Genomic DNA, 23,931 nt, shown 5'->3' on the forward strand with positions numbered 1-23,931 from the left:
TTCTTCGTCTAATGTCGTCATGGCGAACCCAAGGTTACGGCGGTTGTCCGAGTGTAAAGCCGCCGTAGGCGCCTCGCCACAAGGACGTTCCCTTTCATCCGAACAAGCCCCGACATGTTCAGACCTCTTTTCGTATTCATTGGTACGCGCTACACCCGTGCCAAGCGTCGCAATCACTTCGTCTCGTTCATTTCGCTCACCTCGATGATCGGCCTCGCCCTGGGCGTGGTGGTGATGATCGTGGTGCTCTCGGTAATGAACGGTTTCGACCACGAGATGCGTACCCGCGTGCTGGGGATGATCCCTCATGCCACCCTGGAAACCGGCCAGCCCATCGATGACTGGCAGGCCCTCGCCTCTAAAGTAAAGCAGAATCCGCAGGTGCTGGCGGTTGCGCCGTTCACCCAGATGCAGGGTTTGCTGACGCACGAGGGCAAGGTGCAGAAGGTGCTGCTCAACGGCGTCGACCCGGCCCGCGAGCGCGAGGTGTCGATCATCGACAAGTTCGTGCTCGACGGCAGCCTTGACAAGCTGGCGCCGGGCGAGTGGGGCATCATGATCGGCGACAAGGCCGCGCAGAAGCTGGGCGTGGCTGTCGGCGACAAGCTGACCTTCGTCGCCCCGGAGGTCAGTGTCACCCCGGCCGGCATGTTCCCGCGCATGAAGCGCTTCACCGTGGTCGGCACCTTCCACGTCGGTGCCGGCGAGATCGACGGCTATCTTGGGTTGACCAACCTCTCCGACCTGTCGCGCCTGCACCGCTGGAAAGCGGATCAAGTCCAGGGCCTGCGCCTGAAGTTCGACGACCTGTTCCAGGCGCCGCGCGCGGCCTGGGACATCGCCCAGCAGCTGGGCGAGCAGCAGTTCTACCCACGTGACTGGACCCGCACCCACGGCAACCTGTACCAGGCGATTCGCATGGAGAAGTCCATGATCGGCCTGCTGTTGCTGCTGATCGTGGCGGTGGCGGCGTTCAACATCATTTCCACCCTGGTGATGGTGGTCAACGACAAGCGTGGCGACATCGCCATCCTCCGCACCCTGGGCGCGACCCCCGCGCAGATCATGGCCATCTTCATGGTCCAGGGCACGGTGATCGGCGTGGTCGGCACCCTGGTCGGCGCCGTGCTGGGCATTTTCGGCGCGCTCAATGTGAGCGCGGCGATCGCCGGCATCGAGACGCTGATCGGGCACAAGTTCCTCAACGCCGACGTGTATTTCATCGATTACCTGCCCTCGCAACTCCAGGCCCAGGACGTGTGGATGGTCTGCGGCGCGGCGCTGGTCCTGAGTTTCTTCGCCACCCTGTACCCGGCCTGGCGCGCCTCGCGCACCCAGCCTGCAGAGGCGCTACGTTATGAGTGAGTCGCGCATGAGTGATAAAGCCGTGTTGAGTTGCCGCAACCTGGGCAAGAGCTACGAAGAGGGCCCGGAGTCGGTGCAGGTGCTGTCCGGGTTGAACCTGGAACTGCAGCCGGGCGAGCGGGTGGCCATCGTCGGCAGCTCCGGCTCGGGCAAGAGTACCTTGCTCAACCTGCTGGGTGGCCTGGATACACCGACCCAAGGCAGCGTCTGGCTGGCCGGCGAAGAACTGTCGGCGCTGGGCGAGCGGGCGCGTGGGCTGCTGCGCAACCGCGCGCTGGGCTTCGTCTACCAGTTCCACCACCTGCTGCCGGAGTTCACCGCCCTGGAAAACGCCTGCATGCCCCTGCTGATTGGCAAGACGCCTATTCCAGAGGCCCGCGAGCGCGCCGAGGCGCTGCTCAAGCGGGTTGGCCTGGGCCATCGGCTGAATCACAAGCCGGCCGAGCTGTCCGGTGGTGAGCGCCAGCGCGTGGCGATCGCCCGCGCCCTGGTCAACCGCCCGGGCCTGGTGATGCTCGACGAGCCAACTGGCAACCTCGACCACCACACCGCCCAGGGCATCCAGGAACTGATGCAGGAGCTGTCCAGCCACTCGCAGACCGCGTTCCTGGTGGTCACCCACGACCTCAACCTGGCGCGCCAGATGGACCGTGTGCTGCGCCTGGAAGACGGGCACCTGGTGGCGATCTGAGTCGCTTGCGCGGGGCGCCATGAAGCGCGCCCCGGTTCACTTTCTTCTTAGGTGTTGCCGTTCATGTTCAGACCCTTGCCCTTGTTCATCGGTGCTCGTTACACCCGTGCCAAGCGCCGCAACCATTTCATCTCGTTCATCTCGATGACCTCGATGATCGGCCTGTCGCTCGGCGTGCTGGCGATGATCGTGGTGCTGTCGGTGATGAACGGCTTCCAGCGCGAGATGAGCTCGCGCGTGCTGGGCCTGGTGCCCCACGCCAGCATCCTCGGCGTGCAGCCGCTGGACGACTGGCGCCAGGTGGCCAGTGCCGCCGAAGGCAACCCGGCGGTGCTGGCCGCCGCGCCGCTTACCGAACTGGAAGGCATGCTGTCGTACAAAGGTGCCATGCAGCCGATTCAGGTGGCGGGTATCGACCCGGCCGAAGAGGGCAAGGTCTCCATCGTCACCCAGCATATCGTCCAAGGTAGCTTGCAGGACCTCGTGCCTGGCGAGTACGGCGTGGTCATCGGTGAGCTGACGGCCCGACGCTTCCGCCTGAACACCGGCGACAAGCTGACCCTGATCGTCCCCGAGATCAGCAAGGAACCCGGCGGCATCACCCCACGCATGCAGCGTTTGACGGTGGTCGGCATCTTCAAGGTCGGTGCCGAGCTGGATGGCTCCCAGGCCTACATCCATGTCGCCGATGCCGGTGAGATGCAGCGTTGGGCGCCGGGCCAGGTGCAGGGCGTGCGTCTGAAGCTGCAAGATCTGTATGCCGCGCCACAGGTGTCGAAAGCGATCGCCGCTGGCCTGGGCGAGGGTTACCGCGCCGATGATTGGTCGCACACCCAGGGCAGCCTGTTCAGCGCGATGAAGATGGAAAAGACCATGATCGGTCTGCTGTTGATGATGATCATCGCGGTGGCGGCGTTCAACATCATCGCCACCCTGGTGATGGTGGTGAACGACAAAGGCGCGGACATCGCCATCCTGCGCACCATCGGCGCCACGCCGGCGCAGATCATGGGCACGTTCATGGTCCAGGGCAGCTTGATCGGTATCGTCGGCACGCTGATCGGTGGCGTATTGGGGGTGGTCGCTGCGTTCAACGTCAGCGCCATCGTCGGTTGGGTCGAGCGGGTCAGTGGCCAGCACATCTTCACGTCCGACATCTACTTCATCAGCAGCCTGCCGTCCGAATTGCAGTGGGGCGACGTGGCAATCATCTGCGTGGCGGGTTTGGTAATGAGCTTCCTGGCGACCATCTACCCGGCCTACCGGGCCTCGCAGATCGAACCGGCGATGGCCTTGCGCTACGAGTAGCGCAATTCGCCAGCAAGGCTGGCTCCTACAGGCGCTGTGTGCGCTGGTAGGAGCCAACCTTGCTGGCGATGGGCCGCAAAGCGGCCCCTTTTCACTGCCGTTCAGGCAGCTCGATCACGAACCACGTCCAGCCATTCTCACACTTCGCCCTGATGCTTCCCCCATGCGCCTGCACGATCGAGCGGGTGATCGCAAGCCCCAGTCCGGCGTGTTCGCTGTTGCCTTCCTGGCGAGCCGGATCCGCGCGATAGAACCGGTCAAACAGCCGCTCCAGCAGGTGTGGGGCAATGGCCGGCCCGGTATTGGTCACGCTGACGCATAATCCTGGCTCCAGTGTCACGCGGATCTCACCGCCGGCCGGTGTGAAGCGCAATGCGTTATCCAGCAGGTTGGACAGGGCCCGGCGCAGCATGTGCCTGTCCCCTTCGGTGCGCGCTTCGCCCGCGCGTGACAGCCGCACCTCGGCTTCCTCGGCCAGCGGGGCGTAGTACTCCAGCAGCGCATCGACTTCCACGGCCAGGTCCAGCGGCTGGCGATTGGGCATCAGCAAACCGTGATCGGCCTTGGCCAGATAAAGCATGTCGTTGACCAGCTGGGCCATCCACTGCAGTTCCTCCAGGTTGCCATGCAGGGCCTCGCGGTATTCCTCGAGGCTGCGCGGGCGAGTGAGGGTGACCTGGGTGTGCGTGAGCAGATTGGACAGCGGCGTACGCAATTCGTGGGCGATGTCGGCGGAAAATGCCGACAGGCGCTGGAAGGCGTCGTCCAGGCGCTGCAGCATGGCATTGACCGTGCTCGCCAGCTCCGCCAGTTCTTCGGGCATCTGTGCCACAGGCAGGCGAGTGGTCAGCGACCGGGCATTGACGCTGGCGGCGACCTTGCCCATCCGTCGCAACGGCTTCAGGCCCCGGCGTGCGGCCCAGGCGCCCAGCAGTGCGGTGGCCAAGGCCGACAAGCCCACGGTGAGCCAGATCAGGCGCTGCATGCCTTGGAGGAAATGCTGATGGTGGGTGATGTCGAGGAACAGGGTGAGCTGCGGTGACGCAGGTTGGTTATCGCTGAGCGGGACGCTCAGGCTGCGGTAGTCGACGCCGCTGGCATGCAGGGTGGCCAGGCCGGCCTGGCGCAGGTCGTCCGGCAGGCCTTCGCGGCTGTCGAACCAGATCGTGCCATCGATGCCGCGTACGCGCAGGGCCAGGTCGGACTGATGGCTCAGTTCGTTGCTCAGATCAGGCAGGCGTGCGCTCAGTTGTTCAGGGGTGACCACGCCGTCGAGCAGGCTGCGCATCAGTGACAGGCGGCCGCTGAGCAGTTGCTGGTCGAGCTCGACGAAGTGACGTTCGCTGGCGCGGTTGAACAGCAGTCCGGCTGTCAGCGAAACGGTCGCGGTACAGGCGGCGAACAGCAGGGCCAGGCGGCCACCGAGGGACAGGCGGCGCATCAGTCCTGGCGCTCCTCGAGCACGTAGCCCATGCCGCGCACGGTGTGGATCAGCTTGGTCGGATGGCTGTCGTCGATCTTCAGGCGCAGGCGGCGGATGGCCACTTCGATCACGTTGGTGTCGCTGTCGAAATTCATGTCCCACACCTGCGAGGCGATCAGCGACTTGGGCAGCACTTCGCCCTGGCGGCGCAGCAGCAGTTCGAGCAGGGCGAACTCCTTGGCGGTCAGGTCGATGCGTTGGCCGCTGCGCTCGGCGCGGCGGCGGATCAGGTCCAGGCGCAGGTCGGCGAGCGCCAGGTTGGTGTCCTGGCTGGCGTTGGCGCCTCGGCGCAGCAGGCTGCGCACCCGTGCCAGCAGTTCAGAGAAGGCGAATGGCTTGACCAGATAGTCGTCGGCCCCCAGCTCGAGGCCGTGCACGCGGTCCTCGACGGCGTCGCGGGCGGTGAGGAACAGCACGGGTGTATCCAGCCCGGCCTGGCGTACGGCCTGGAGAATCTGCCAGCCGTTGCGCCCCGGCAACATAACGTCGAGGATCAACAGGTCGTGGTCCCCGGTCAGCGCCAGGTGCTGGCCGGTGTCGCCGTCGGTGGCCAGTTCCGTGGCGAAACCGGCCTCGCTCAGGCCCTGGCACAGGTATTGGCCAGTCTTGGCCTGGTCTTCGACGATCAGTAGTTTCATGGGCGTTCACAATTCCGGAAGTTCACGCGAGCCTTGTAGGAGCGGATTCATCCGCGAAAAATGTTGGGGCATTCACGGCAGCATTCGCGGGTAAACCCGCCCCCCAAGGATGGTGCCTGAAATCATACGTGACGATCCGCCGCCTCGCCCAAGCTGACAAAGTTGTAATCTTCCCGTCAGCCAGTTGCCAGCCAGCCTTTTCGAGAATGACCACATTCTCCCCGCACCCTTCGGAGCCACTGATGAAACACCTGTTTGTCGCCGCCGCGCTCGCGCTGCTCAGCCTGCCCACCTTCGCCGACGAGTCGAAGACCTTCGCCTTCGGTGAGCCAGCTCCAGCGGCCAAGGCCAGCCGTACCGTCGAGGTGGTGCTCAAGGATATCGCCTTCGAGCCCAAGAGCCTCAAGGTCAAGGCTGGCGAAACCGTGCGCTTCGTGCTGATCAACGAAGGCAAGCTGCCCCACGAGTTCAACCTGGGTGACAAGGCCATGCATGTCGAGCACCAGAAGGAGATGGTGGCGATGCAGGGCAAGCTGTTCACCGCCGGCATGAACCATGAGGGCATGGATCACGGTCAGATGAACATGGATGCGCATGCTCACGGGGCAGGCAATACCGTGCTGGTCCAGCCCGGCCAGCGTGCCGAGTTGACCTGGACCTTCCGCAAGTCCGCGCCTATCGAGTTTGCCTGCAACGTGCCGGGGCACTATCAAGCCGGTATGGTCGGGCCGCTGACCATCGAGTAACAAGCGCCCCAAGGCGGGGTGCAAAACCGGTAGACTAAGGGCAATTTCGAACCCTCAGGTCAGTTTCCATGCATCCCGCCGCCGAACACTCTCCGCTGGGCAAGTCCAGCGAATACATCGCCACCTACACGCCCTCGCTGCTGTTCCCGATTCCACGCCTGGCCAAGTGGGCCGAACTGGGCGTCAGCGGTGACGCCCTGCCCTGGCAGGGCGTGGATTACTGGAACTGCTTCGAGCTGTCCTGGCTGCTGCCGTCGGGCAAGCCGGTGGTGGCCATTGGTGAATTCGCCATCCCGTGCGACTCGCCGAACATCATCGAGTCCAAGTCGTTCAAGCTGTACCTCAACTCGCTGAACCAGACGAAGTTCGAGTCGGTGGCGCAGTTGCAGGCGTGCCTGGTGAAGGATCTTTCCACTGCTGCGGGCAAGCCGGTGGCGGTCAAGGTCAGCACTCTGGCCGATATCGAGGCTCAAGGTGTCACCGCCTTGCCGGGGCAGTGCATCGACGCGCTGGACGTGGCAATCGATAACTACGAGCAGCCACAACCCGAGCTGCTGAGTTGCTCAACCGAGCGTGTGGTGGAAGAGACAGTCCACAGCCACTTGCTCAAGTCCAACTGCCCGGTCACAGGCCAGCCGGACTGGGGCAGCGTGGTGGTCGAGTACAAAGGGCGTGCGCTGGATCATGCCAGCCTGCTCACCTACCTGATCAGCTTCCGTCAGCATGCCGATTTCCACGAGCAGTGCGTGGAGCGCATCTACCTTGACCTGAAAAATCTGCTGCAGCCTGAGCACCTGACGGTGTATGCGCGCTATGTGCGCCGTGGCGGGCTGGATATCAACCCGTATCGCAGCACCGGCGCGATTTCGCCGAACAACCAGCGTCTGGTGCGTCAGTAAGGCAATTGGGGCCGCGTTGCGGCCCATCGCCGGCAACGCCGGCTCCTACCTGGCAAACGCCAATCCCTGTAGGAGCCGGCTTTGCCGGCGATGGGCTGCAACGCAGCCCCAATCGTATTCAGAGGGGTCAGATGCCCATGCTGTGCAACGAGTTGACGATGCTGCGCAGGGTGGCTGTCAGGTCGGGGTGATCGGCCTCGAAGCGTTCGATGGCGAGATTCACGCCATCGACGACGTTGTTGTCCGGGGTGGCTTCTTCGAGCTTGATCTGGGCTTCGATCTGTTGCATCAGTTCGCGCAGGTGGTCGCGCTCTTCCAGCGAGAGCGGTGGATTGCGGTCCAGTTGCTCGCGCAGGCTATCGAGTTGCTCTTGCAGTTCGCGGGCGGGCATTGGTCATACTCCATCAATGGCTTGGCAAGGCATGGACCTCGGTGAAGCGCCAAAGGTTCTTGCCTGCCTTCTAGCGTAATCCACCTGCCGGCGCTTTGCATGACTCGCATCAACTGTGATGTATCAGGGTTTCTCGCCCTTGTGCCGGCGTTGGGCGATGTCGGCCAGGCAGGTGTCGAGCGCCTCGAGGTGGTCGATGACTGAATGCACACCCATGCCGAACAGTGCGAGGGTGGCCTTGCCGCGGGCCAGTTCCTGTTCTTGCCGCGTCATGCCTTGCCATTGGCTGGAGCTCAGGTCGCACGAAGGGTTGCAAGCCGCCAGGCCGACAGTCCACAGGCCTGCGTTGAGCGCCGATTGCAGCAACAGCGGTTCGCCGCTGACCAGAACGCAACCTTCCAGCCGTTGGCTTTCCAGGGTCATCAGCGCTTGCCAGCAAGCGTCGGGCGCCGGCCAGGTGCCCTCGTTGACTGCATGGCCGGGCAACCAATCGGGGAGTGCGCGGGTGAGCTGCCGGCCATGAGCGGCATCGAGCTCGTCGAGCCAGATGCAAGGTACCTGCTGTTTGCGCAGGCGCTCGAGGGAGTCCAGTGCGCCGGGCGCGGGCAAGTGATTGCCATCCGAACTCTGGACCAGGCAGCCGCGCAGTCCGAACAACACGGCGGTGAAGGAGGGGGCGTCTTGCATGGCAACTTCCCTGAAATACTCCGCAGGCTAGCCCGCCTTTATGACCTCTCGATGACGATGACTCGTGTTCACAAAATCTTGACAGAGATATGTAAGACTATCCCTAAGCCAGCAAGCCATTATACTGGCGCCTAATTCAGCAGCGCGCCAAAGGCCGTTGCCGCCGTGAAATCCGATGGAGAGACATCTATGCGTAGGATCGGTGCCGGAGTGATCGAGCGAATCACCCAGGCCTGTGTCTGTGCCAGCCTGTTGCTGGCGCCTGTGGCGGCTACTCAGGCGGCCACAGAAGAAGACCCTTGGGAGGCGGTCAACCGACCGATCTTCAAGTTCAACGATGCACTGGACACCTATGCCCTCAAACCTCTGGCCAAGGGCTACCAGGCTGTGACGCCTCAGTTCCTCGAGGATGGTATCCACAACATCTTCCGCAACCTGGGTGATGTCACCAACCTGGCCAACGACGTGCTTCAGCTCAAGCCGCATGCTGCCGGTGTCGACACCGCGCGCCTGATCGTCAACACCACCTTCGGCCTCGGCGGTTTCTTCGACGTCGGCACCAAGATGGGCCTGCAGCGCAATGACGAGGACTTCGGCCAGACCCTCGGCTACTGGGGCGTGCCCAGCGGCCCGTACGTGGTCATCCCGCTGCTTGGCCCCAGCACCGTACGTGACGGCCTGGCCAAGTACCCGGACACCTACACCGAACCCTACCGTTATATCGACCACGTGCCCACGCGCAACTCGATCTTCGCCCTGGACGTGATCGACACCCGTGCCAGCCTGCTGCAGGCTGAAAAGCTGATCCAGGGTGACAAGTACATCTTCCTGCGCAACGCCTACCTGCAGAACCGCGAGTTCAAGGTCAAGGACGGCGCTGTCGAAGACGACTTCTGATTCGGCGAGTGAAAAAGGCGACCTTCGGGTCGCCTTTTTTTATCCTGTAACACCGTCGGGCTCAGTGCATGGCCAGGATGCGCAGGCCGAGCTTCTGCTCGCCACCAGGCTGGTCGGCAATCCACACCACCTCGGTACTGGCGTGCAGGCCCTTGAGTGCAGGGAGTTCGGAATCGATGCGCACCTCGAGGCGATCGCCAACCTGGAACCGGTGCGGTGCCTGCACCTGCATGCCACTGCTGGACAGGTCGAGGCAAACGGCGGCGATCACCTGGCCGGCATGCAGCAGGCTGACCTCGGTGTCTATGCGCATGCGGATGAAATCGCGTTTTTCGCTGTAGTTCACGGGGGGCTGGGACATGGCTGCTTCCTTTCATCGGATCGCACGGGTCGGCTTTCTTATAACGCCAGGTGATTTGCCCTGTAAAGTGCAGGGAAGTCTACCTTCCCACGCTTGAAACGCCAGGCGGATGGGAGTACCGTCAGCGCCTTACAGGGCACCTCTACTATTTGCCGGACCAGTCTTCTTGTCCTACAACTCAAATAGAGAGTGGCTAGAGAGCATTCCAGTAGCGTCTGGCGGGGTATCCGCAGCCGCTACGCCAACCCAAATCTGGCGCCGTTCGCCCACATGCAGAAAACCAGTGCAACGCTGCTGATCATCGATGACGACGACGTGGTCCGTGCAAGCCTCGCCGCCTATCTGGAAGACAGCGGTTTCAGCGTCCTCCAGGCCGCCAACGGTCAGCAGGGCCTCCAGGTCTTCGAAGAACACCAGCCCGACCTCGTGATCTGCGATCTGCGCATGCCGCAGATGGGCGGCCTCGAACTGATCCGCCGGGTCAGCGAGCGCGCGCCGCAGTTGCCGGTGATCGTGGTGTCCGGCGCAGGTGTCATGAGCGATGCGGTCGAAGCCTTGCGCCTGGGCGCCGCAGACTACCTGATCAAGCCCCTGGAAGACCTTGCGGTGCTTGAGCACTCGGTGCGTCGTGCCCTTGACCGTTCCCGGCTGGTGCTTGAGAACCAACGTTATCGCGACAAGCTCGAGGCAGCCAACCGCGAGCTCGAGGCTAGCCTGCACCTGCTGCAGGAAGACCAGAACGCCGGGCGCCAGGTGCAGATGAACATGCTCCCGGAGAGCCCCTGGAAGGCCGGTGGATACGCATTCGAACACCAGATCATCCCGTCGTTGTACCTGTCGGGTGATTTTGCCGATTACTTCCGCGTGGACGAGCGGCGCATTGCCTTCTACCTGGCGGACGTGTCCGGCCATGGTGCCTCCTCGGCGTTCGTCACGGTACTGCTCAAGTTCATGACCACGCGCCTGCTGTTCGAAATCAAACGCAGCGGCAGAATGCGCGAGTTCAAGCCTTCGCAGGTGCTCAGCCACATCAACCGCGGGCTGATCAACTGCAAGCTGGGCAAGCATGTGACCATGGTCGGCGGTGTCATCGATGAGGACACCGGCCTGCTCACCTACAGCGTGGGTGGCCACTTGCCATTGCCTGTGCTGTACACCAACGGCCAGGCACGTTATCTGGAAGGCCGTGGCCTGCCGGTGGGGCTGTTCGATGAGGCCAGCTACCAGGACCAGGAGCTGGAGCTGCCGGCGCAGTTCAGCCTCACCCTGATGTCCGATGGCATTCTGGACCTTTTGCCGGGGGGCACACTCAAAGATAAGGAAGCGTCCTTGCCGGAGATCGTCAAGGAAGCAGGGGGCAGCCTGGAAGGGCTGCGCCAACGTTTCGAATTGGCTACGCTTGGGGAGATGCCGGATGATATCGCCCTATTGGTGTTGAGCAGGAACCTTGAATGAGTACCGGTAGAATCCAGTTCGCCGAACAGAGCGGGACCTTCGTTCTGAAATTCGTCGGTGAAGTGCGCCTGACCCTGTGTTCGGCGCTGGATGCGACGATCGAGAAGATTTTCACCGCGCTGAACTTCTCGGCCATCGTCATCGACCTGACAGAGACCGAAAGCATCGACAGCACCACGCTGGGTCTGCTGGCCAAGCTGTCGATCCTGTCCCGGCAGAAAGTCGGCCTGCTGCCGACAGTCGTCACCACTAATCCGGATATTTCCCGGTTGCTGCAGTCCATGGGTTTCGACCAGGTGTTCAACATCGTCGATCGCCCGGTACCCTGCCCGGAGTGCCTGACCGACCTGCCATCGCAAGATCAAGACGAGAGCGTGGTGCGCTCCAAGGTGCTGGAGGCGCACAAGATCCTGATGGGGCTGAACGACTCCAACCGCGAAGCCTTCCATGACCTGGTGAGCGCGCTAGAGCGTTCCTGACCTTTGCAATTTGCGGGTGTTACGCCGCTCTACAGGCTGATGAAAGCCCTGTAGGAGCGGGTTTACCCGCGACCCGGAAAGCCAACACAAGCCCTAACCACCAGCACCCATTCGCCGAGCAAACTCGGTTGTCTCTCGGCCGTCGGCGTTCAGCTGATACACCCGCTCCGGCCGCCCTTCGCCATCGAAGAACACCCAGCCCAACCCCGCACTGTTCCAGAGTCGCTCACCCGCCTTGCTATGGCTGGGCGTGCGCGGCACCACCTCCATCTGCCGACGCTGGGTGAACCAGTTGAGTGGTGAGCGTGGTGAGTACAACCAGCGGTTGAGCCGGTCCAGCACATCCAGCAGGCGCCTTGGAAACTCATTCTTGATCCCGCTGCTGGTCACCTGCCACAGGTGCGGGCTGCGCTGGCGATGGCGGATCAGCACCTCGTAGACGAACGAATAATGCACATCCCCGGAAAGGATCACGTAGTGCCCCGGCGTGCGCGAATGACGGAAAATATTCAGGATCACCTGCGCCGCGCCCCGGTGAGCCATCCAGTTCTCGGCATCCACCAGCAGCGGATAGCCCAGTGCGCTGAACACCCGTTGCACCGTTTCGATCAGTTTGACCCCGAAGATCGGCGCCGGTGACACGATGATCGCCGAAGGGTGGTCCAGCAGCGCCTGTTGCAGTTCGCACAGGGCTTCCCAGTCGAGCAGGCCGGAGGGCTTCTGCAGGCTGTTTTCGCTGCGCCAGCGCCGAGTGCGGGTATCCAGCACCAGCAGTGGCGGCTCGGTGGGCAATGCGTATTGCCAGCCCTGGAAGCGTAGCAGTTCGCCGATCAGTTCGTCCCGCGCCTCGGCCAACTGCCGACAACGGCCGACCAGCGCCGCGCAGGCATCCGGGTCGTTCCCCCAACCCTGGCACAGCAGGTAGCCCACCAGCGCATTGCCAATGATGCGCCGGGAGAACGGGTGGCCGTAGGCAGTCTGCTCCCACTGCGCCGACAGGTTCCAGTCGTCGGTGATGTCGTGGTCGTCGAAGATCATCAGGCAGGGCAGGTGGGCCATCGCCCGGGCCACCTGGCCGAGCCCTGCGCGGAAGGCTTCGATCAGCGGCAGCTCATGGCGATAGCGGGCCTGATGCTTGTCGGTCAAACCGGGTGGAATCTCCATGCGCACCAGCGCCCACGGTATGGGCGACCAGACCAGCAGGTACATGGCCATGACTTCGGCAAAGGTCACCAGGTGGTTGTCGGCGTTGCTGGAAGAGAAGATCGGCTTGCGCTTGCCGCCGAAGAAGCGCTCACGCAGGCTTTCGTTGCTTTCCTGGGCCGGTAGCAGGTCGGCGCGGTGGTAGTAGCAGGCTGGGTGGCGGTAGAGCGCCGCGCCACTGTCTACCACGGCACCCTCCAAAGTTTCGTCGAACAGGCCGAGGCACTCGATCAACTCGTGGATGGCGCGCAGCATGGGGCCGGCAACGTCATCAGCGTAAACCTGGTCGCCGGTCATCAGCAGCATGGCCGGGCGCTCTTCGGGTCGCGGGCCCGCCAAAAGCAGGCGGTCTGCGCAGAGCAGGCCGTCGGTGGCCGGGTGGTGGGGCTTGCGGCAGGAGCCGTGGAGCAGTTGGTCGAGGCGGTCGCGCAGCACGAAGCTGGGGCGGCTGGCGCCGGGGTAGAGCAGGTGCGGCGCCCAGTCGGCGATGCCTTGGCCGTTGTCCAGGCGCAGGTCGTATTCGAGGGCTGTATTGCTGGGCAGTGGGTTGTCGAAGTGGATGTCCAGCAGATGGATGAAGGCGTGCGCGCCGACTGGGATCACTTCAACGGTTATCTGGGCGTTGATGCCTGCATGTTCGAGGATGAACTCGGGGCGCAGCGGTTGCGAGCCGACTAGCCAGATGGCCAGGCGCTGGGGCTCCAGGCGGCGGAGTACAGGGCCGGCGAGGACGAGGGGGAGGGTGGCGCTGGGGGTCATCTAAGGCTCGGCTCTATCGGGTGTGGCGAGTAACGCCATCGTGGGAGCGGGCTTGCCCCGCGATAGCGTCATCGGCCGCCCCAACGAAAACGGGCGGCAAATGCTCTGCATTAACCGCCCGTTGATCAACCCAAATATGTATCAGGCTTTGTCAGTCATCAAGGCTTCGAGCTTCTCCTGGTCCCGAGCGAACTGGCGAATACCTTCGGCCAGTTTCTCGGTGGCCATGGCATCCTCGTTCATCGCCCAGCGGAACTGGCTTTCGTTCAGCTGCTGCTTCGCCTCGCCGGCATTGCCCGGCTTGAGGATGCGCGGCAGCTCGCCGTGGTCATCGGACAGTTGCAGCAGCAACTCCGGGCTGATGGTCAGGCGGTCGCAGCCGGCCAGTTGCTCGATCTGGCCGATGTTGCGGAAGCTCGCGCCCATGACCACGGTGTTGTAGCCATTGGTCTTGTAGTAGTCGTAGATGCGCGTGACCGACTGCACGCCGGGGTCTTCGGCACCGACGTAGTCCTTGCCGGTGCTTTTCTTGTACCAGTCGTAGATACGCCCTACGAACGGCGAGATCAGGAACACCCCGGCATCGGCGCAGGCCTGGGCCTGGGCGAAGGAGAACAGCAGGGTGAGGTTGGTCTGGATGCCTTCCTTTTCCAGCTTCTCGGCGGCGCGGATACCTTCCCAGGTGGAAGCCAGCTTGATCAGCACGCGATCGCGTTTGATCCCGGCGGCTTCGTACAGCTCGATCAGCTGGCGGGCCTTCTTCAACAGCGCCGGCTCGTCGAACGACAGGCGCGCATCCACTTCGGTGGAAATCCGGCCTGGAATGACCTTGAGAATGCCCGCGCCCACCGAGACCGCGAACTTGTCGCAGGCCAGGTCGACATTGCCTTTGCTATCGGCCTTGACCTGCTTGAGCAGGTCGGCATAGCCCGGGATGGCGGCGGCCTTGAGCAGCAGCGACGGGTTGGTGGTGGCGTCGACCGGCTTGAGGCGGGTGATGGCGTCCAGGTCGCCGGTGTCGGCGACCACGGTGGTGAACTGCTTGAGTTGTTCCAGCTTGGAGGTCATGGGCGTGCTCTGTCCTGTGCAATGACTCGACATTACCCGAGCCCCGGCGGCCCGGCAACGGGCCTGACACGTGTGGGGCTGCGTGGAAGGTGAGGGTTCGAGTCGAATGCGCGGTGGAGGTTCCCGAGTACGCCGAGTAACCCGCACGATGGGCGCCAGGGGCAACTGGCCTGCCGGGTGCTCGGATTTTACGTGCACCCCTGTAGGAGCGGCCTTGTGCCGCGAAAGGACCGCAAGGCGGTCCCGGGATTTCTGCCTTGGCGCAACATCATTGGGGCCGCTTTGCGGCCCTTTCGCGGCACAAGGCCGCTCCTACAGGCATCAGCGTCCTTGCAGCAACTCCGCAGCCTGGTCCAGTACCGCCAACGGCTGGTCGGCCTTGTGGATGTCCGCCGACAACAGCTGACGGAAGCGCCGCGCCCCCGGGAAACCCTGGCCCAGGCCAAGGATATGCCGGGTAATGTGATGCATCGCGCCGCCACTTTCCATGTGCGCGACGATATATGGGCGCAGCTTGGCCATCGCCTCGGCACGGCTGATCACAGGCTCGCTGCTGCCGAACAACTGCTGGTCGACCTCGGCCAGCAGGTAAGGGTTGTGATACGCCTCGCGCCCCAGCATCACGCCATCGAACGTCTCCAGGTGCGTGCGGCACTCCTCGAGGGTCTTGATCCCGCCGTTGAGCACCAGCTCCAGGTCCGGGAAGTCCGCCTTCAACTGTGCCGCCACGTCGTAGCGCAGCGGTGGGATCTCGCGGTTCTCCTTGGGCGACAGCCCTTCGAGAATGGCGATGCGTGCATGCACGGTGAAGCTGCGGCAGCCCGCGTCGCGCACCTGGCCGACGAAGTCGCACAGTTCGGCGTAGCTGTCGCGGCCGTTGATGCCGATGCGGTGCTTGACCGTTACCGGAATGCTCACGGCATCCTGCATCGCCTTGACGCAATCGGCCACCAGCGCCGGATGGCCCATCAGGCAGGCGCCGATCATGTTGTTCTGCACCCGGTCGCTGGGGCAGCCGACGTTGAGGTTGACCTCATCGTAGCCGGCCTCCTGTGCCAGGCGCGCGCAGGCCGCCAGGTCCGCCGGCACGCTGCCGCCCAGTTGCAGGGCCAGCGGGTGCTCGCTGTCGTCGTGGCGCAGGAAGCGGTGGGCGTCGTTGTGCAGCAGGGCGCCGGTGGTGACCATTTCGGTGTAGAGCAGGGCGTGCTTGGAGAGCAGGCGCAGGAAGAAGCGGCAGTGGCGGTCTGTCCAATCCATCATCGGCGCAACGCTGAAGCGGCGGGATGGCTCGGGGTGCAAGGCTGTGGATGAAGTGGCGTTAGGATGCATAAGTCTGGGGCACGAACTCAGCGAAGCCAGGCGCAGAGTCACGCTGGCAGGCGATGGATAGGTTGATGGGCGCCAGTTTACCAAGCATGGTGGGATTCGTCCGGTCCGATCGGCGATTAAGGTGCCGGCCGGGGGTGAAGTGTTTTTGATCGTGTGTTGGCAGTCAGGTGCAGGGCGGTAGCCATGTACCGCATTCAAGACCAAGCGCCGCCCGCGCGGCGCATCGCGGATGAATCCGCTCCTACATTCGTTGCAACGTGCCTATGCCTGATAGGCTATGGATGTTCGCCTTGTTTGTACGACGCGATTTTTCGGCTGGCGCCAAGGCAGGCAACCATGACCTGACAGATGCGGCACGTTGCAACCGGTGTAGGAGCGGATTCATCCGCGATGCGCCGCGCGGGCGGCGCTCAATCTCCCAGGCGCTGCAACCCTTCCGTCAAACCCTCGAAAGAACAACCCCTTAATGCTTCATCCCCAACTCCGCATCATCCATCAGCGCCTTGGCGAGCGCGCTCAGGTAATACGACGCCCAGATCAGCTGAGGCTTGTCCTCCATGATCCCGGTGATGGTCAGGTCGCACACGTAGCCCATCAACTCCGAAGCCTGTTCCCGTGCGTGCTGGCAAGGGATGCCGGGTTCGATGCAGAACAGCGGGTCGGTGTGCTTTGCACCTTGGTAGAACTTGGTCTTGCCCACGGTGGTGTGGGGCGTGGTGTCGTCTGTGCTCATGGCTCAATCTCCCTGAAATCTTCGGTGCCTGGCCTGGCCTATTCGCCGGCAACGCGGGCTCCTACAGGCAAATCGCGCCCCAGGTAGGAGCCGGCCTTGCCGGCGAACAGGGCCCGCCCAGACAACTCACGACATAACGGCTTAATGCAACGTCCGAGGCTCCACCTGCGGCATCTCACCCGATTACCGGAACGTTGTTTACGTGCCGGACCCTACAGGAAGCTGGAAGGTGCTTGATGACGCAGGCGCTTCCTACATGACGTATGTGGCTAAAGAAAATGGTACTTTCCATGCTTTGGGCGGCGGTAATGTAACTTTAAGTGAACTGCGTGAGGCGCAAGCGCTCGGCATCCCGAGTTATGTGTTGCCCGAATTCGAGCCTGATGCCCAGAAGTCGGCTGCGCGACTGAAAGAAAATCCCTCTGTTGATCTGACGCCCGTCAGAACAGAAGTCGGTTGGCGGGAGCTGGATGGACACAGTAACAACCTATATCACTCTAATCTTGCTCGGCGACCAAAGCGCACTGACGATGTAGCAAAGGCTAACGCTCTTTGGTCAGATATGGCGATCGGGGAAAGAGACGGCAAGGTAAAGTTTTCTGATCGTATAACAGTTAGCGATACCTTTATCGGGGGCGCCGTCTAGAAGATGAACACAAACTTCATAGGACTAACGAGGTGTATCGTAGGGAAATGGACGGGCAAGCCAAGGTTAAAGGCTATCCGTACGCAGTAGGATATGATAGCTGGGAGCCCGGTTCCAGTTTGATTTTCGATGAGGGGGTAGCTATTAATACGCTTGAAGCCTGGGGAAGGGAAGATTGACTTCGCGGCAAAGAAAATACTGATCCGGGCATCAGTAGTTACTCGAAGGAATTTATATTCAAGCCCCCCCGGGTGAGCTCAAGAGCTTACAGTCAACGACTAGTATTAGTAAAAACTTGTGCTTGTGCTGTTAAAGGATCTTCGAGCAATTTACCGTACGGTGATGGCAAGTTGCTTGGAGGTTTCCTGGTTCGTGTTTCTCCAGCAGTCGGCGGATGTGGAGGATGGTGGTTTCGTCGGGAATGCGCTCCAGGTTCAGCCCGGCGAACTGCCGCAGGATGGCAGTCTCGTACAGCGCTTCCACCATCGCCGGATCATTGTAATCGAACCAGTTCTGCATCAAATGTACACGCAGCATCGTCACCAACGGACAAGCCGGACGACCACCTTCACCCTTCGGGGTAGAACGGCTCGACCAGTTTGATCAAGCCGTTCCACGGCACCATCTGATCCATCCCGATCAAGAACAACTCTTTGAGAGTCTGCTTGCGCTTGCCTGGGTACTCGGCGTCAGCGAAGGTCATCTGCTTCATCGAAAAAACACGGTGGTTGCATCAAGGGTGTGTGGCCATCTGCTGCTCAGTGTGGGGCTTGAGCGCTTCAGAGAACATGGGGATCAAGACGTCGCCGCCATGTTCGTTCAAATGATCGTCATCGACGTAGATCGGCATGCCTTCGTGGTCACCAAAACACCTTCCATCGCTGCACAGGTAGGGAAGCGGATCCAGGATTTTGACACCGCATTGCTTGCTGGCTGCATCCTGTGCCTCCCACACGAACGCGTTGCGCTGCATGTATTCATCGAGGCTGATGGATACGCGTTTTTCTCCACCCGGAATGATCGTTCGCCGGACCATGGTTTTCGGTACGTCGATCTTCAGCTCCGGGATTGGACGCACCCAATAAACCGGTCGAGTCTTGGCAAACTCACAGGCGGTATTGATCATCCCTTCTCGCATGTGGGCCAGGAACTCAGGGGACACCGATGGGTACGGTTTGTCGATGTAGAAAAGCGGGACAGCGACCTCACCCTGTCTGTCAGGTTCATTCGGACCAAACAGATAGACAGACTGCCGATTGACAATGATGAGGGGGACGTTCGCAGGTAGCGTCTTCTGCTTGTCCAGCGCCAGGGCCAAGAATTCACTGCACGTATTGTTCGGGTCGGTGGAGAGCTTGAGCCCCAGGATAGTTGCACAACTGTGCAGCTCCCAATCCAGCACGTTCAGGTTCTTGGACGGGAGTGATCGTTCCACCGCGCGGACAATTGAAGCGGCATGGCTGTCGCCGATAACAATGGCGCCCAGTTCGTTTCCGCCATAGGTGCATTGGGCGTTGGTCACCTTGTTTTTGGTGGCGTTGACAAAACACTCGGTGAGCCTTGGGTTCCTGACCGCGCTTTCCCGCATGATGCTATCGACCCGCTGGGCAAGCGCCCTGCTCGGCACGCCTTCTTCATGCTTGATGAGCTGGCTCGGGATCGCGGTTAGCAGCAAGAGCGCGAAAATGGCCAGGTAGGCCTTGGCTGTGCCCAGGTGGGTGAAAAGCGTTCTGGATGGCTGTTCTACTGCAACGTACGACAGGTGACCCAGCAGCAGGGTGATACTCAAGCCTGTCGCGGTGGCCACGACATCCTGGCGCAGCTCAAGGAATACCAGGGCCGCAACGATGGGCCAGTGCCAGAGGTAAAGAGAGTACGAGCGATCACCAAGCCATTGGCAGGCCTTGCTCCGCGTGAACAGCGAGCCTTGATTGGCGGCAGCAATGATGAACGATGTTCCCAGCACCGGAATGAGCGCATGCCAGCCTGGCCAGGTTACGCTGGGGTCGATCAAGGTAATCGAGTAGAGAATGAGCACAAACCCGGCACGCTCGAGATACTTTGCAGTTCGCAGGCCGATAGGGAATTGTGCTCCGATCAGGAACACCAGGCTGCCGAACAGCATTTCCCATGCCCGCATGGGGAGCAGGTAGAAAGAGGCTGAAGGGAAGAGGGGTGAAAAAACAAGGGAGGCAGCCAGTGAGCCTGCCAGTACTGTCGAGAGCACAACCAGTATGCCGAGGCGCCCGGGGCGTATTTTCCATACCGCCAACAGGAGCAGCGGCAATATCAGGTAGAACTGCCACTCGACCGAGAGTGACCACGTGTGCAACAACCATTTGTCATACGATGCCACATCGAAATACCCGGCCTCCTGCCAGAATCTCGAATTGGAGCTGAAGGTCAGTGCCGAAACCGTGTGGTACGCCAAGGTCTTGTAGTCGCCCGGTACCAGGAAGAACCAGCCAAACACCAGCAGCGAGGCGCAGAGCACTATCAGCGCCGGGAGTATTCGCTTTGCCCGAGCGAGGTAGAACTTCAACAGCGAGAACCCGTCACGGCTTTCCAGGCCGGACACGATGATCGAGGTCATCAGGAATCCGGATATCACGAAAAAGATATCGACGCCGACGAAACCACCTTCAAAGCCGGACACGCCAAAGTGGTAGAACATCACGGCGACGACAGCCCAGGCTCTCAAGCCATTGATGTCGGTCCTGAAGCCACTTGAAGCGGGGGAGTGCTGGGTTTTGCTCATGGGTACCTTCCGGAGCGCCGGCAAATCGTCTGGCGGTCTGCCAAAAGGGCGAGATTCTACAGTGATATCGAGTGCTTGGCAGTGGCTCGCTCGTGGCATCCATCCAGGGTTACAGGTCGGCTTGCGCGCTGGGACGTATGATGGCCGGCCATCATTGCCGAAAAGGGCGTCGCCATGCTGCCAGACAAGGCTTGTGCCGTAGTGCTCTCATCCACCCCACAGCCCCGAATACTGCTGTTTCGCCATCCTTTGGCCGGGGTGCAGCTGGTAAAGGGCACCATCGAACAGGGCGAGACACCAAATGAGGCCGCGTTGCGCGAGTTGGCGGAGGAGTCGGGTATCGATGCCGCAATGATCAAGGACGACCTGGGTTGCTGGGCGTCCGGACACCTCGATCAGATCTGGTCGTTCCAACTGTGCCAGGCGCAGGCGGGACTGCCCGAGCAATGGTCTCATCAGACCCTGGACGACCATGGCCACGTTTTCGAGTTTTTCTGGGCACCACTCGGCCAGTTGCCCTACGCGGACTGTCATCCCGTCTTTCAGCGGGCGCTGGCCTATTTGTGTGAGGCGCTGACAGCGAAGGGAATCTGGCAAGGCCAGGTATTGGCCTAGCTGGCGATCTTCAGCCAAGGCCACCGTTTCCGATAGCTGTCGGCCTTGTTCCTGAACAGTACCGGCTGCGGGTTGCGATCGTTCATGCTCAACACATCATCCTGCAGGTCATCGAGGGCGTGAGTGCTGTACAACTCACCAGTACCCACATCCACGCCGAGGCAAGTCGAACGGATGAGGTAGCGGTCTATCCCCTCGGTCACCGATTTCAACGGCGAATAGTGCGCTCCGAACTTGGCTTCATACCAGAGATGAACCCTGGCCTGGTTGCGCACTTCCACATTGACCCCAAGGTGTTCGCAAGCGTCACGAACCCGGGCGATCACCCGGTCCTCGGCTTCCCACGACAGGTCTTCATCGAAGTAGGCGATGTCGTAGTCCTTGATGCCCCAATCAGTTGCTTGACCCGAGCGGACGTTCCAGAACGTCTGGAACAGGCAGCCCGCCGTGAGCATGCAGTTGGGCAGGTCCAGCACAGGCAGCAGCGCGAGCAACGCGCGGTTGGTGGTGTTCTCCAGGGCGATTTCCAATACCCGCTCGTGGGTCAGCGAAACCATGTCGTTCATCCTTGTCCGGTGACGTGCGCTCAGGTGTGTGGGTACCAGTGAACCGCTGAGTCGAGATGAATGTGTTTCTCCTTCTGCGGCGTGAACGGTGTATCGAGCGTAGCCAACGCCACGCAAATCCAGTCGGCGAACTCGCCCTGTGAGCACGACCAGAACAAGGACGATCCGCAACGTGCGCAGAATGTGCGCAGTACTGACTCGGAAGAGGGGTATTCGGTGAGGCAGTCAGCCCCTTCAAGTATCTGCAACGTGCTACGGGGAACGCTGCCGTAAGTGGCAAACAGCGCACCATGGCCCTTGCGGCACTGGCTGCAGTGGCAATGGCTCACCGCCTTTGGCGCGGTCTGCAATTCATAGCGTACCGCCGCGCACAGGCAGCTGCCTTGATAGATATCGCTCATTTGATCATTTCCAGCCTTGAGCATGGCGCTTGCGAGGGGCTCGACGAAGCGGTTGTGGCGCGGTTGAGATTGAGCGCCGCTGCGCGGCGCATCGCGGATGAATCCGCTCCTACAGGCCAGGGTTGCCAGCTCGAAATATAGCGTTGTACCAACAAGGCGGACAATCATGCCCTGTGTGTAGGAGCGGATTCATCCGCGCAGCGGCGCTCGATCCCAACCGCGCTGCAAGGCTACAGTGCGCCAATACGGCACCCCCCACGACGAATCCCGCGCCAAGGGTCATAATCCCCCCTTAATCACCATCCTGTGCAATGCCAGCTTCCCCACCCCAGGAGACTTCCCCATGCACGTTCTGCTCTGCGAGGACGACGACCTGATCGCCAGCGGCATCTGCGCCGGGCTTTCGGCCCAGGGCCTGACCGTGGACCGGGTGGCGAGCGCGTCGCAGGCGCGGCAGATGCTCCAGGCCGCGCAGTTCGACGTGATGATCCTTGACCTGGGGCTACCCGACGAGGATGGCCTGAAACTGTTGCGCCGCCTGCGCCAGCAGGGCGAGACCCTGCCGGTGCTGGTGCTGACCGCGCGCGACGCGGTCACCGACCGAGTCGACGGGTTGCAGGCGGGGGCCGATGACTACCTGCTCAAACCGTTCGACCTGCGCGAACTGGCGGCGCGCCTGCACACCTTGCTGCGACGGGTGGCGGGGCGGGCGGTCAATGTGATCGAGCATGGGCCGCTGTGCTACGACCCGAGCAGTTGCGTGGCAACCTTGGCCGGCGCGCCGGTGGACTTGTCGCGGCGCGAGCAGGCGCTGCTCCAGGCGCTGCTGCAGAATCCGGGGCGGGTGCTGTCCAGCGAGCAATTGAAAGATTGCGTGTACGGCTTCAGCGACGAGGTCGAGAGCAACGCCCTCAACGTGCATATCCACCACCTGCGCCGCAAGCTCGGTAACGGCATCGTCGAGACCGTGCGTGGCCTGGGCTACCGGCTGGGGCCGGCGCAGGCGCCGCAGGAGGCGTCGTCGTGAGCTTGCGCGTTCGTCTGTCGCTGATCCTGGGTAGCGCCTTCATCATTATCTGGGTGCTGGCGGCGGCGTGGATGCTGCGCGACCTGCGCCAGCAGATGATGTTCTCCCTCGACCAACGCCTGGTGGCGTCGGCGCGCATGGTCGCCGGGCTGATCGATCAGTTGCCGCAACCCTTGACGGCCAAGGGGCAGGACGCGCATTTCTCTGCGGACCAGTTCAGCGTGCCGGATGGCATGGCCTGCCAGGTGAGCTCCCTGCGCGGTGAGATCCTGGCCAGCAACCACAAGCATGACGGCACGATGGACGACCAGCGCAGCGGTTTCCGCGACCAGACCATCGACGGGGCCTCATGGCGAACCTTCACCTACAACCACGGCGATGTGCGCATCACCACCGCCGACCGCCACCAGGAGCGCGAGGCGCTGAACCAGTCGATCCTGCTGGCGGCGTCGGCACCGGTGCTGATGGCCCTGCTGGGCAGCCTGGGGCTGTTGTGGATTGGCCTGGGCAAGGGCCTGGAGCCGCTGAACCGCATGCGTGACGCCTTGCGCAGGCGGCGCGCGGACAGTGTCGAGCCGTTGCAGGTGGCCGGCCTGCCCAGCGAGCTGCAACCGCTGCTCGATACCCAGAACCAGCTGTTCCTGCGCATCGCCCAGACCATCGAGCGCGAGCGCCGCCTCACCGACGATGCCGCCCACGAGCTGCGCAGCCCGCTGACCGCGATCAAGACCCACCTGCAAGTGGCGAGGATGACCGACGGCACGGTGCGCGAGCAGGCCCTGGAGCATGCCGAGCAGGGGGCAGATCGCATGCACCGCACGCTGGAGCAGTTGCTGATGCTGGCGCGGGTCGAGGGCAGCCTGTCGTTCGACGATGGCGTGCAGTGCAGCGCCGAGCAGGTGGCGTTGCAGGCGATTCAGGATGCCGGTGGGGGTGACAACCGGCGCATTCTGCTGCGCTTGCCGGAGGATGCCGCCAAGGTCTACCTGGGGATGCCGGCGCCGCTGGCAGTGGCGGCCTTGCGCAACCTGCTGGACAACGCCTTGCGCCATGGTGGCGATGCGGCGGTGGAGCTGGAGGTGCAGGCATTGGAGGGGCAGGTGGACTTCCTGGTGCGTGACCATGGGCCAGGCATCGCGCAGGAGGACCTGCAGCACCTGACCGAGCGTTTCTGGCGCAATGGCCAGAGTGGTGGTTGCGGGCTGGGGTTGGCGATTGTCCAGGCAATCGTCCAGCGTTGCGCGGGAAGCCTGCGCTTCGACAGCCAGGTCGATGGTTTGCGGGTGAGGTTGCAGGTGCCGGCGCGTTCGGGCGCTTGAGCGGTGTAGCCTGCTCTGGCCCTTTCGCCGGCAAGCCGGCTCCTACAGGTCTGGCGCCAGGCACCCGGTCAAAGGCATCACAAATCCTGCGCCAGCCGCTAAATCCT

The 23,931-nt window shown here is 62.3% G+C and carries 24 protein-coding genes and 1 pseudogene; 12 read left to right on the forward strand and 13 right to left on the reverse strand.

All coding sequences use genetic code 11. The annotated features are described in order from the left end of the window. The first annotated feature begins 114 nt into the window (after positions 1–114). The 3 genes from P5705_RS20460 (at position 115) to P5705_RS20470 (ending at position 3,364) form a co-directional block, all read left to right on the forward strand. On the forward strand, positions 115–1,365 hold the full coding sequence (locus tag P5705_RS20460; protein ID WP_277462739.1) for a lipoprotein-releasing ABC transporter permease subunit: 1,251 nt from the start codon (positions 115–117) through the stop codon (positions 1,363–1,365). Positions 1,366–1,372: 7 nt separating this feature from the next. Further along, positions 1,373–2,056, forward strand: coding sequence for a lipoprotein-releasing ABC transporter ATP-binding protein LolD (gene lolD / locus P5705_RS20465; protein WP_193383909.1), 684 nt, complete (start codon positions 1,373–1,375; stop codon positions 2,054–2,056). A 63-nt stretch (positions 2,057–2,119) separates the two neighbouring features. Next, positions 2,120–3,364 (forward strand): lipoprotein-releasing ABC transporter permease subunit, encoded by a 1,245-nt coding sequence (locus tag P5705_RS20470; RefSeq protein WP_277462740.1) that lies wholly within the window; start codon positions 2,120–2,122, stop codon positions 3,362–3,364. A gap of 91 nt (positions 3,365–3,455) precedes the next feature. Here the strand turns inward: P5705_RS20470 and P5705_RS20475 are convergent, their stop codons facing one another. Both P5705_RS20475 and P5705_RS20480 read right to left on the reverse strand, forming a co-directional pair. Beyond that, positions 3,456–4,805 (reverse strand): heavy metal sensor histidine kinase, encoded by a 1,350-nt coding sequence (locus P5705_RS20475; RefSeq protein ID WP_277462741.1) that lies wholly within the window; start codon positions 4,803–4,805, stop codon positions 3,456–3,458. After that, positions 4,805–5,485, reverse strand: coding sequence for a heavy metal response regulator transcription factor (locus tag P5705_RS20480; RefSeq protein WP_240065378.1), 681 nt, complete (start codon positions 5,483–5,485; stop codon positions 4,805–4,807). The genes P5705_RS20475 and P5705_RS20480 overlap by 1 nt, the downstream gene beginning before the upstream one ends. Before the next feature lie 242 nt (positions 5,486–5,727). Between P5705_RS20480 and P5705_RS20485 the strand changes: the two genes are divergently transcribed. Next, positions 5,728–6,231, forward strand: a complete 504-nt coding sequence (locus P5705_RS20485; RefSeq protein ID WP_277462742.1) for a cupredoxin domain-containing protein — start codon at positions 5,728–5,730, stop codon at positions 6,229–6,231. A 68-nt stretch (positions 6,232–6,299) separates the two neighbouring features. Further along, positions 6,300–7,130 carry an NADPH-dependent 7-cyano-7-deazaguanine reductase QueF gene (gene queF / locus P5705_RS20490; protein WP_277462743.1) on the forward strand — a complete coding sequence of 277 codons (831 nt, stop codon included), beginning with the start codon at positions 6,300–6,302 and terminating at the stop codon, positions 7,128–7,130. Between the two features lie 127 nt (positions 7,131–7,257). Here queF and P5705_RS20495 read toward each other — a convergent pair whose 3' ends face one another. Continuing rightward, positions 7,258–7,521, reverse strand: a complete 264-nt coding sequence (locus P5705_RS20495) for a DUF4404 family protein (RefSeq protein WP_277462744.1) — start codon at positions 7,519–7,521, stop codon at positions 7,258–7,260. Between the two features lie 123 nt (positions 7,522–7,644). Further along, the gene (locus tag P5705_RS20500; RefSeq protein WP_277462745.1) at positions 7,645–8,208 is read right to left on the reverse strand and encodes a phosphonoacetaldehyde phosphonohydrolase-related protein; all 564 of its coding nucleotides are present in this window, start codon (positions 8,206–8,208) and stop codon (positions 7,645–7,647) included. 189 nt (positions 8,209–8,397) lie between these two features. On the opposite strand from P5705_RS20500, the gene P5705_RS20505 reads away from it, so the two are divergent. Continuing rightward, a complete protein-coding gene (locus P5705_RS20505) occupies positions 8,398–9,105 on the forward strand; it encodes an MlaA family lipoprotein (protein ID WP_213657632.1) in 708 nt (235 codons plus the stop codon). Between the two features lie 61 nt (positions 9,106–9,166). Here P5705_RS20505 and P5705_RS20510 read toward each other — a convergent pair whose 3' ends face one another. Then, the gene (locus P5705_RS20510) at positions 9,167–9,466 is read right to left on the reverse strand and encodes a PilZ domain-containing protein (RefSeq protein ID WP_277462746.1); all 300 of its coding nucleotides are present in this window, start codon (positions 9,464–9,466) and stop codon (positions 9,167–9,169) included. A 270-nt stretch (positions 9,467–9,736) separates the two neighbouring features. Here P5705_RS20510 and rssB point away from each other — a divergent pair, with 270 nt between their 5' ends. Further along, the gene (gene rssB / locus P5705_RS20515) at positions 9,737–10,921 is read left to right on the forward strand and encodes a two-component system response regulator RssB (protein ID WP_277462747.1); all 1,185 of its coding nucleotides are present in this window, start codon (positions 9,737–9,739) and stop codon (positions 10,919–10,921) included. Then, a complete protein-coding gene (rssC, locus tag P5705_RS20520) occupies positions 10,918–11,400 on the forward strand; it encodes an anti-sigma factor antagonist RssC (protein WP_023631332.1) in 483 nt (160 codons plus the stop codon). The genes rssB and rssC overlap by 4 nt, the downstream gene beginning before the upstream one ends. A gap of 93 nt (positions 11,401–11,493) precedes the next feature. On the opposite strand, the gene P5705_RS20525 is transcribed toward rssC, so the two are convergent. The 4 genes from P5705_RS20525 to P5705_RS20540 all read right to left on the reverse strand — a co-directional run bounded on the left by P5705_RS20525 (position 11,494) and on the right by P5705_RS20540 (position 16,492). Beyond that, complete coding sequence (locus P5705_RS20525) at positions 11,494–13,362, reverse strand: alkaline phosphatase D family protein (protein WP_277462748.1); 1,869 nt, start codon at positions 13,360–13,362, stop codon at positions 11,494–11,496. A gap of 141 nt (positions 13,363–13,503) precedes the next feature. After that, positions 13,504–14,430 carry a transaldolase gene (gene tal / locus P5705_RS20530; protein WP_277462749.1) on the reverse strand — a complete coding sequence of 309 codons (927 nt, stop codon included), beginning with the start codon at positions 14,428–14,430 and terminating at the stop codon, positions 13,504–13,506. A gap of 321 nt (positions 14,431–14,751) precedes the next feature. Next, on the reverse strand, positions 14,752–15,759 hold the full coding sequence (dusA, locus tag P5705_RS20535; protein ID WP_277462750.1) for a tRNA dihydrouridine(20/20a) synthase DusA: 1,008 nt from the start codon (positions 15,757–15,759) through the stop codon (positions 14,752–14,754). 463 nt (positions 15,760–16,222) lie between these two features. Next, positions 16,223–16,492, reverse strand: coding sequence for a DUF3077 domain-containing protein (locus P5705_RS20540; protein ID WP_277462751.1), 270 nt, complete (start codon positions 16,490–16,492; stop codon positions 16,223–16,225). 229 nt (positions 16,493–16,721) lie between these two features. On the opposite strand from P5705_RS20540, the gene P5705_RS20545 reads away from it, so the two are divergent. Next, complete coding sequence (locus P5705_RS20545; RefSeq protein WP_277462752.1) at positions 16,722–17,138, forward strand: hypothetical protein; 417 nt, start codon at positions 16,722–16,724, stop codon at positions 17,136–17,138. A 369-nt stretch (positions 17,139–17,507) separates the two neighbouring features. Here P5705_RS20545 and P5705_RS20550 read toward each other — a convergent pair. Together P5705_RS20550 and P5705_RS20555 are read right to left on the reverse strand one after the other, a co-directional pair. Continuing rightward, positions 17,508–17,850: pseudogene (locus P5705_RS20550) on the reverse strand (transposase); the annotation flags it as partial. Positions 17,851–17,871: 21 nt separating this feature from the next. Then, positions 17,872–19,896 (reverse strand): acyltransferase family protein, encoded by a 2,025-nt coding sequence (locus P5705_RS20555; RefSeq protein ID WP_277462753.1) that lies wholly within the window; start codon positions 19,894–19,896, stop codon positions 17,872–17,874. 174 nt (positions 19,897–20,070) lie between these two features. Here P5705_RS20555 and P5705_RS20560 point away from each other — a divergent pair, with 174 nt between their 5' ends. Continuing rightward, positions 20,071–20,511: an NUDIX hydrolase gene (locus tag P5705_RS20560; RefSeq protein ID WP_277462754.1), complete on the forward strand. Its 441-nt coding sequence runs from the start codon at positions 20,071–20,073 to the stop codon at positions 20,509–20,511. Here the strand turns inward: P5705_RS20560 and P5705_RS20565 are convergent. Then, a complete protein-coding gene (locus tag P5705_RS20565) occupies positions 20,508–21,068 on the reverse strand; it encodes a nucleotidyltransferase family protein (protein WP_277462755.1) in 561 nt (186 codons plus the stop codon). The genes P5705_RS20560 and P5705_RS20565 overlap by 4 nt on opposite strands. 29 nt (positions 21,069–21,097) lie before the next feature. Next, positions 21,098–21,478: a GFA family protein gene (locus P5705_RS20570; RefSeq protein ID WP_277462756.1), complete on the reverse strand. Its 381-nt coding sequence runs from the start codon at positions 21,476–21,478 to the stop codon at positions 21,098–21,100. A gap of 343 nt (positions 21,479–21,821) precedes the next feature. Here P5705_RS20570 and P5705_RS20575 point away from each other — a divergent pair, with 343 nt between their 5' ends. After that, positions 21,822–22,505, forward strand: coding sequence for a response regulator (locus P5705_RS20575; RefSeq protein WP_213657619.1), 684 nt, complete (start codon positions 21,822–21,824; stop codon positions 22,503–22,505). Next, positions 22,502–23,824, forward strand: coding sequence for an ATP-binding protein (locus P5705_RS20580; RefSeq protein WP_277462757.1), 1,323 nt, complete (start codon positions 22,502–22,504; stop codon positions 23,822–23,824). The genes P5705_RS20575 and P5705_RS20580 overlap by 4 nt, the downstream gene beginning before the upstream one ends. Positions 23,825–23,931: the final 107 nt, after the last annotated feature.

It is taken from the genome of Pseudomonas entomophila, from assembly GCF_029478665.1.
Lineage (GTDB): Bacteria > Pseudomonadota > Gammaproteobacteria > Pseudomonadales > Pseudomonadaceae > Aquipseudomonas > Aquipseudomonas entomophila_F.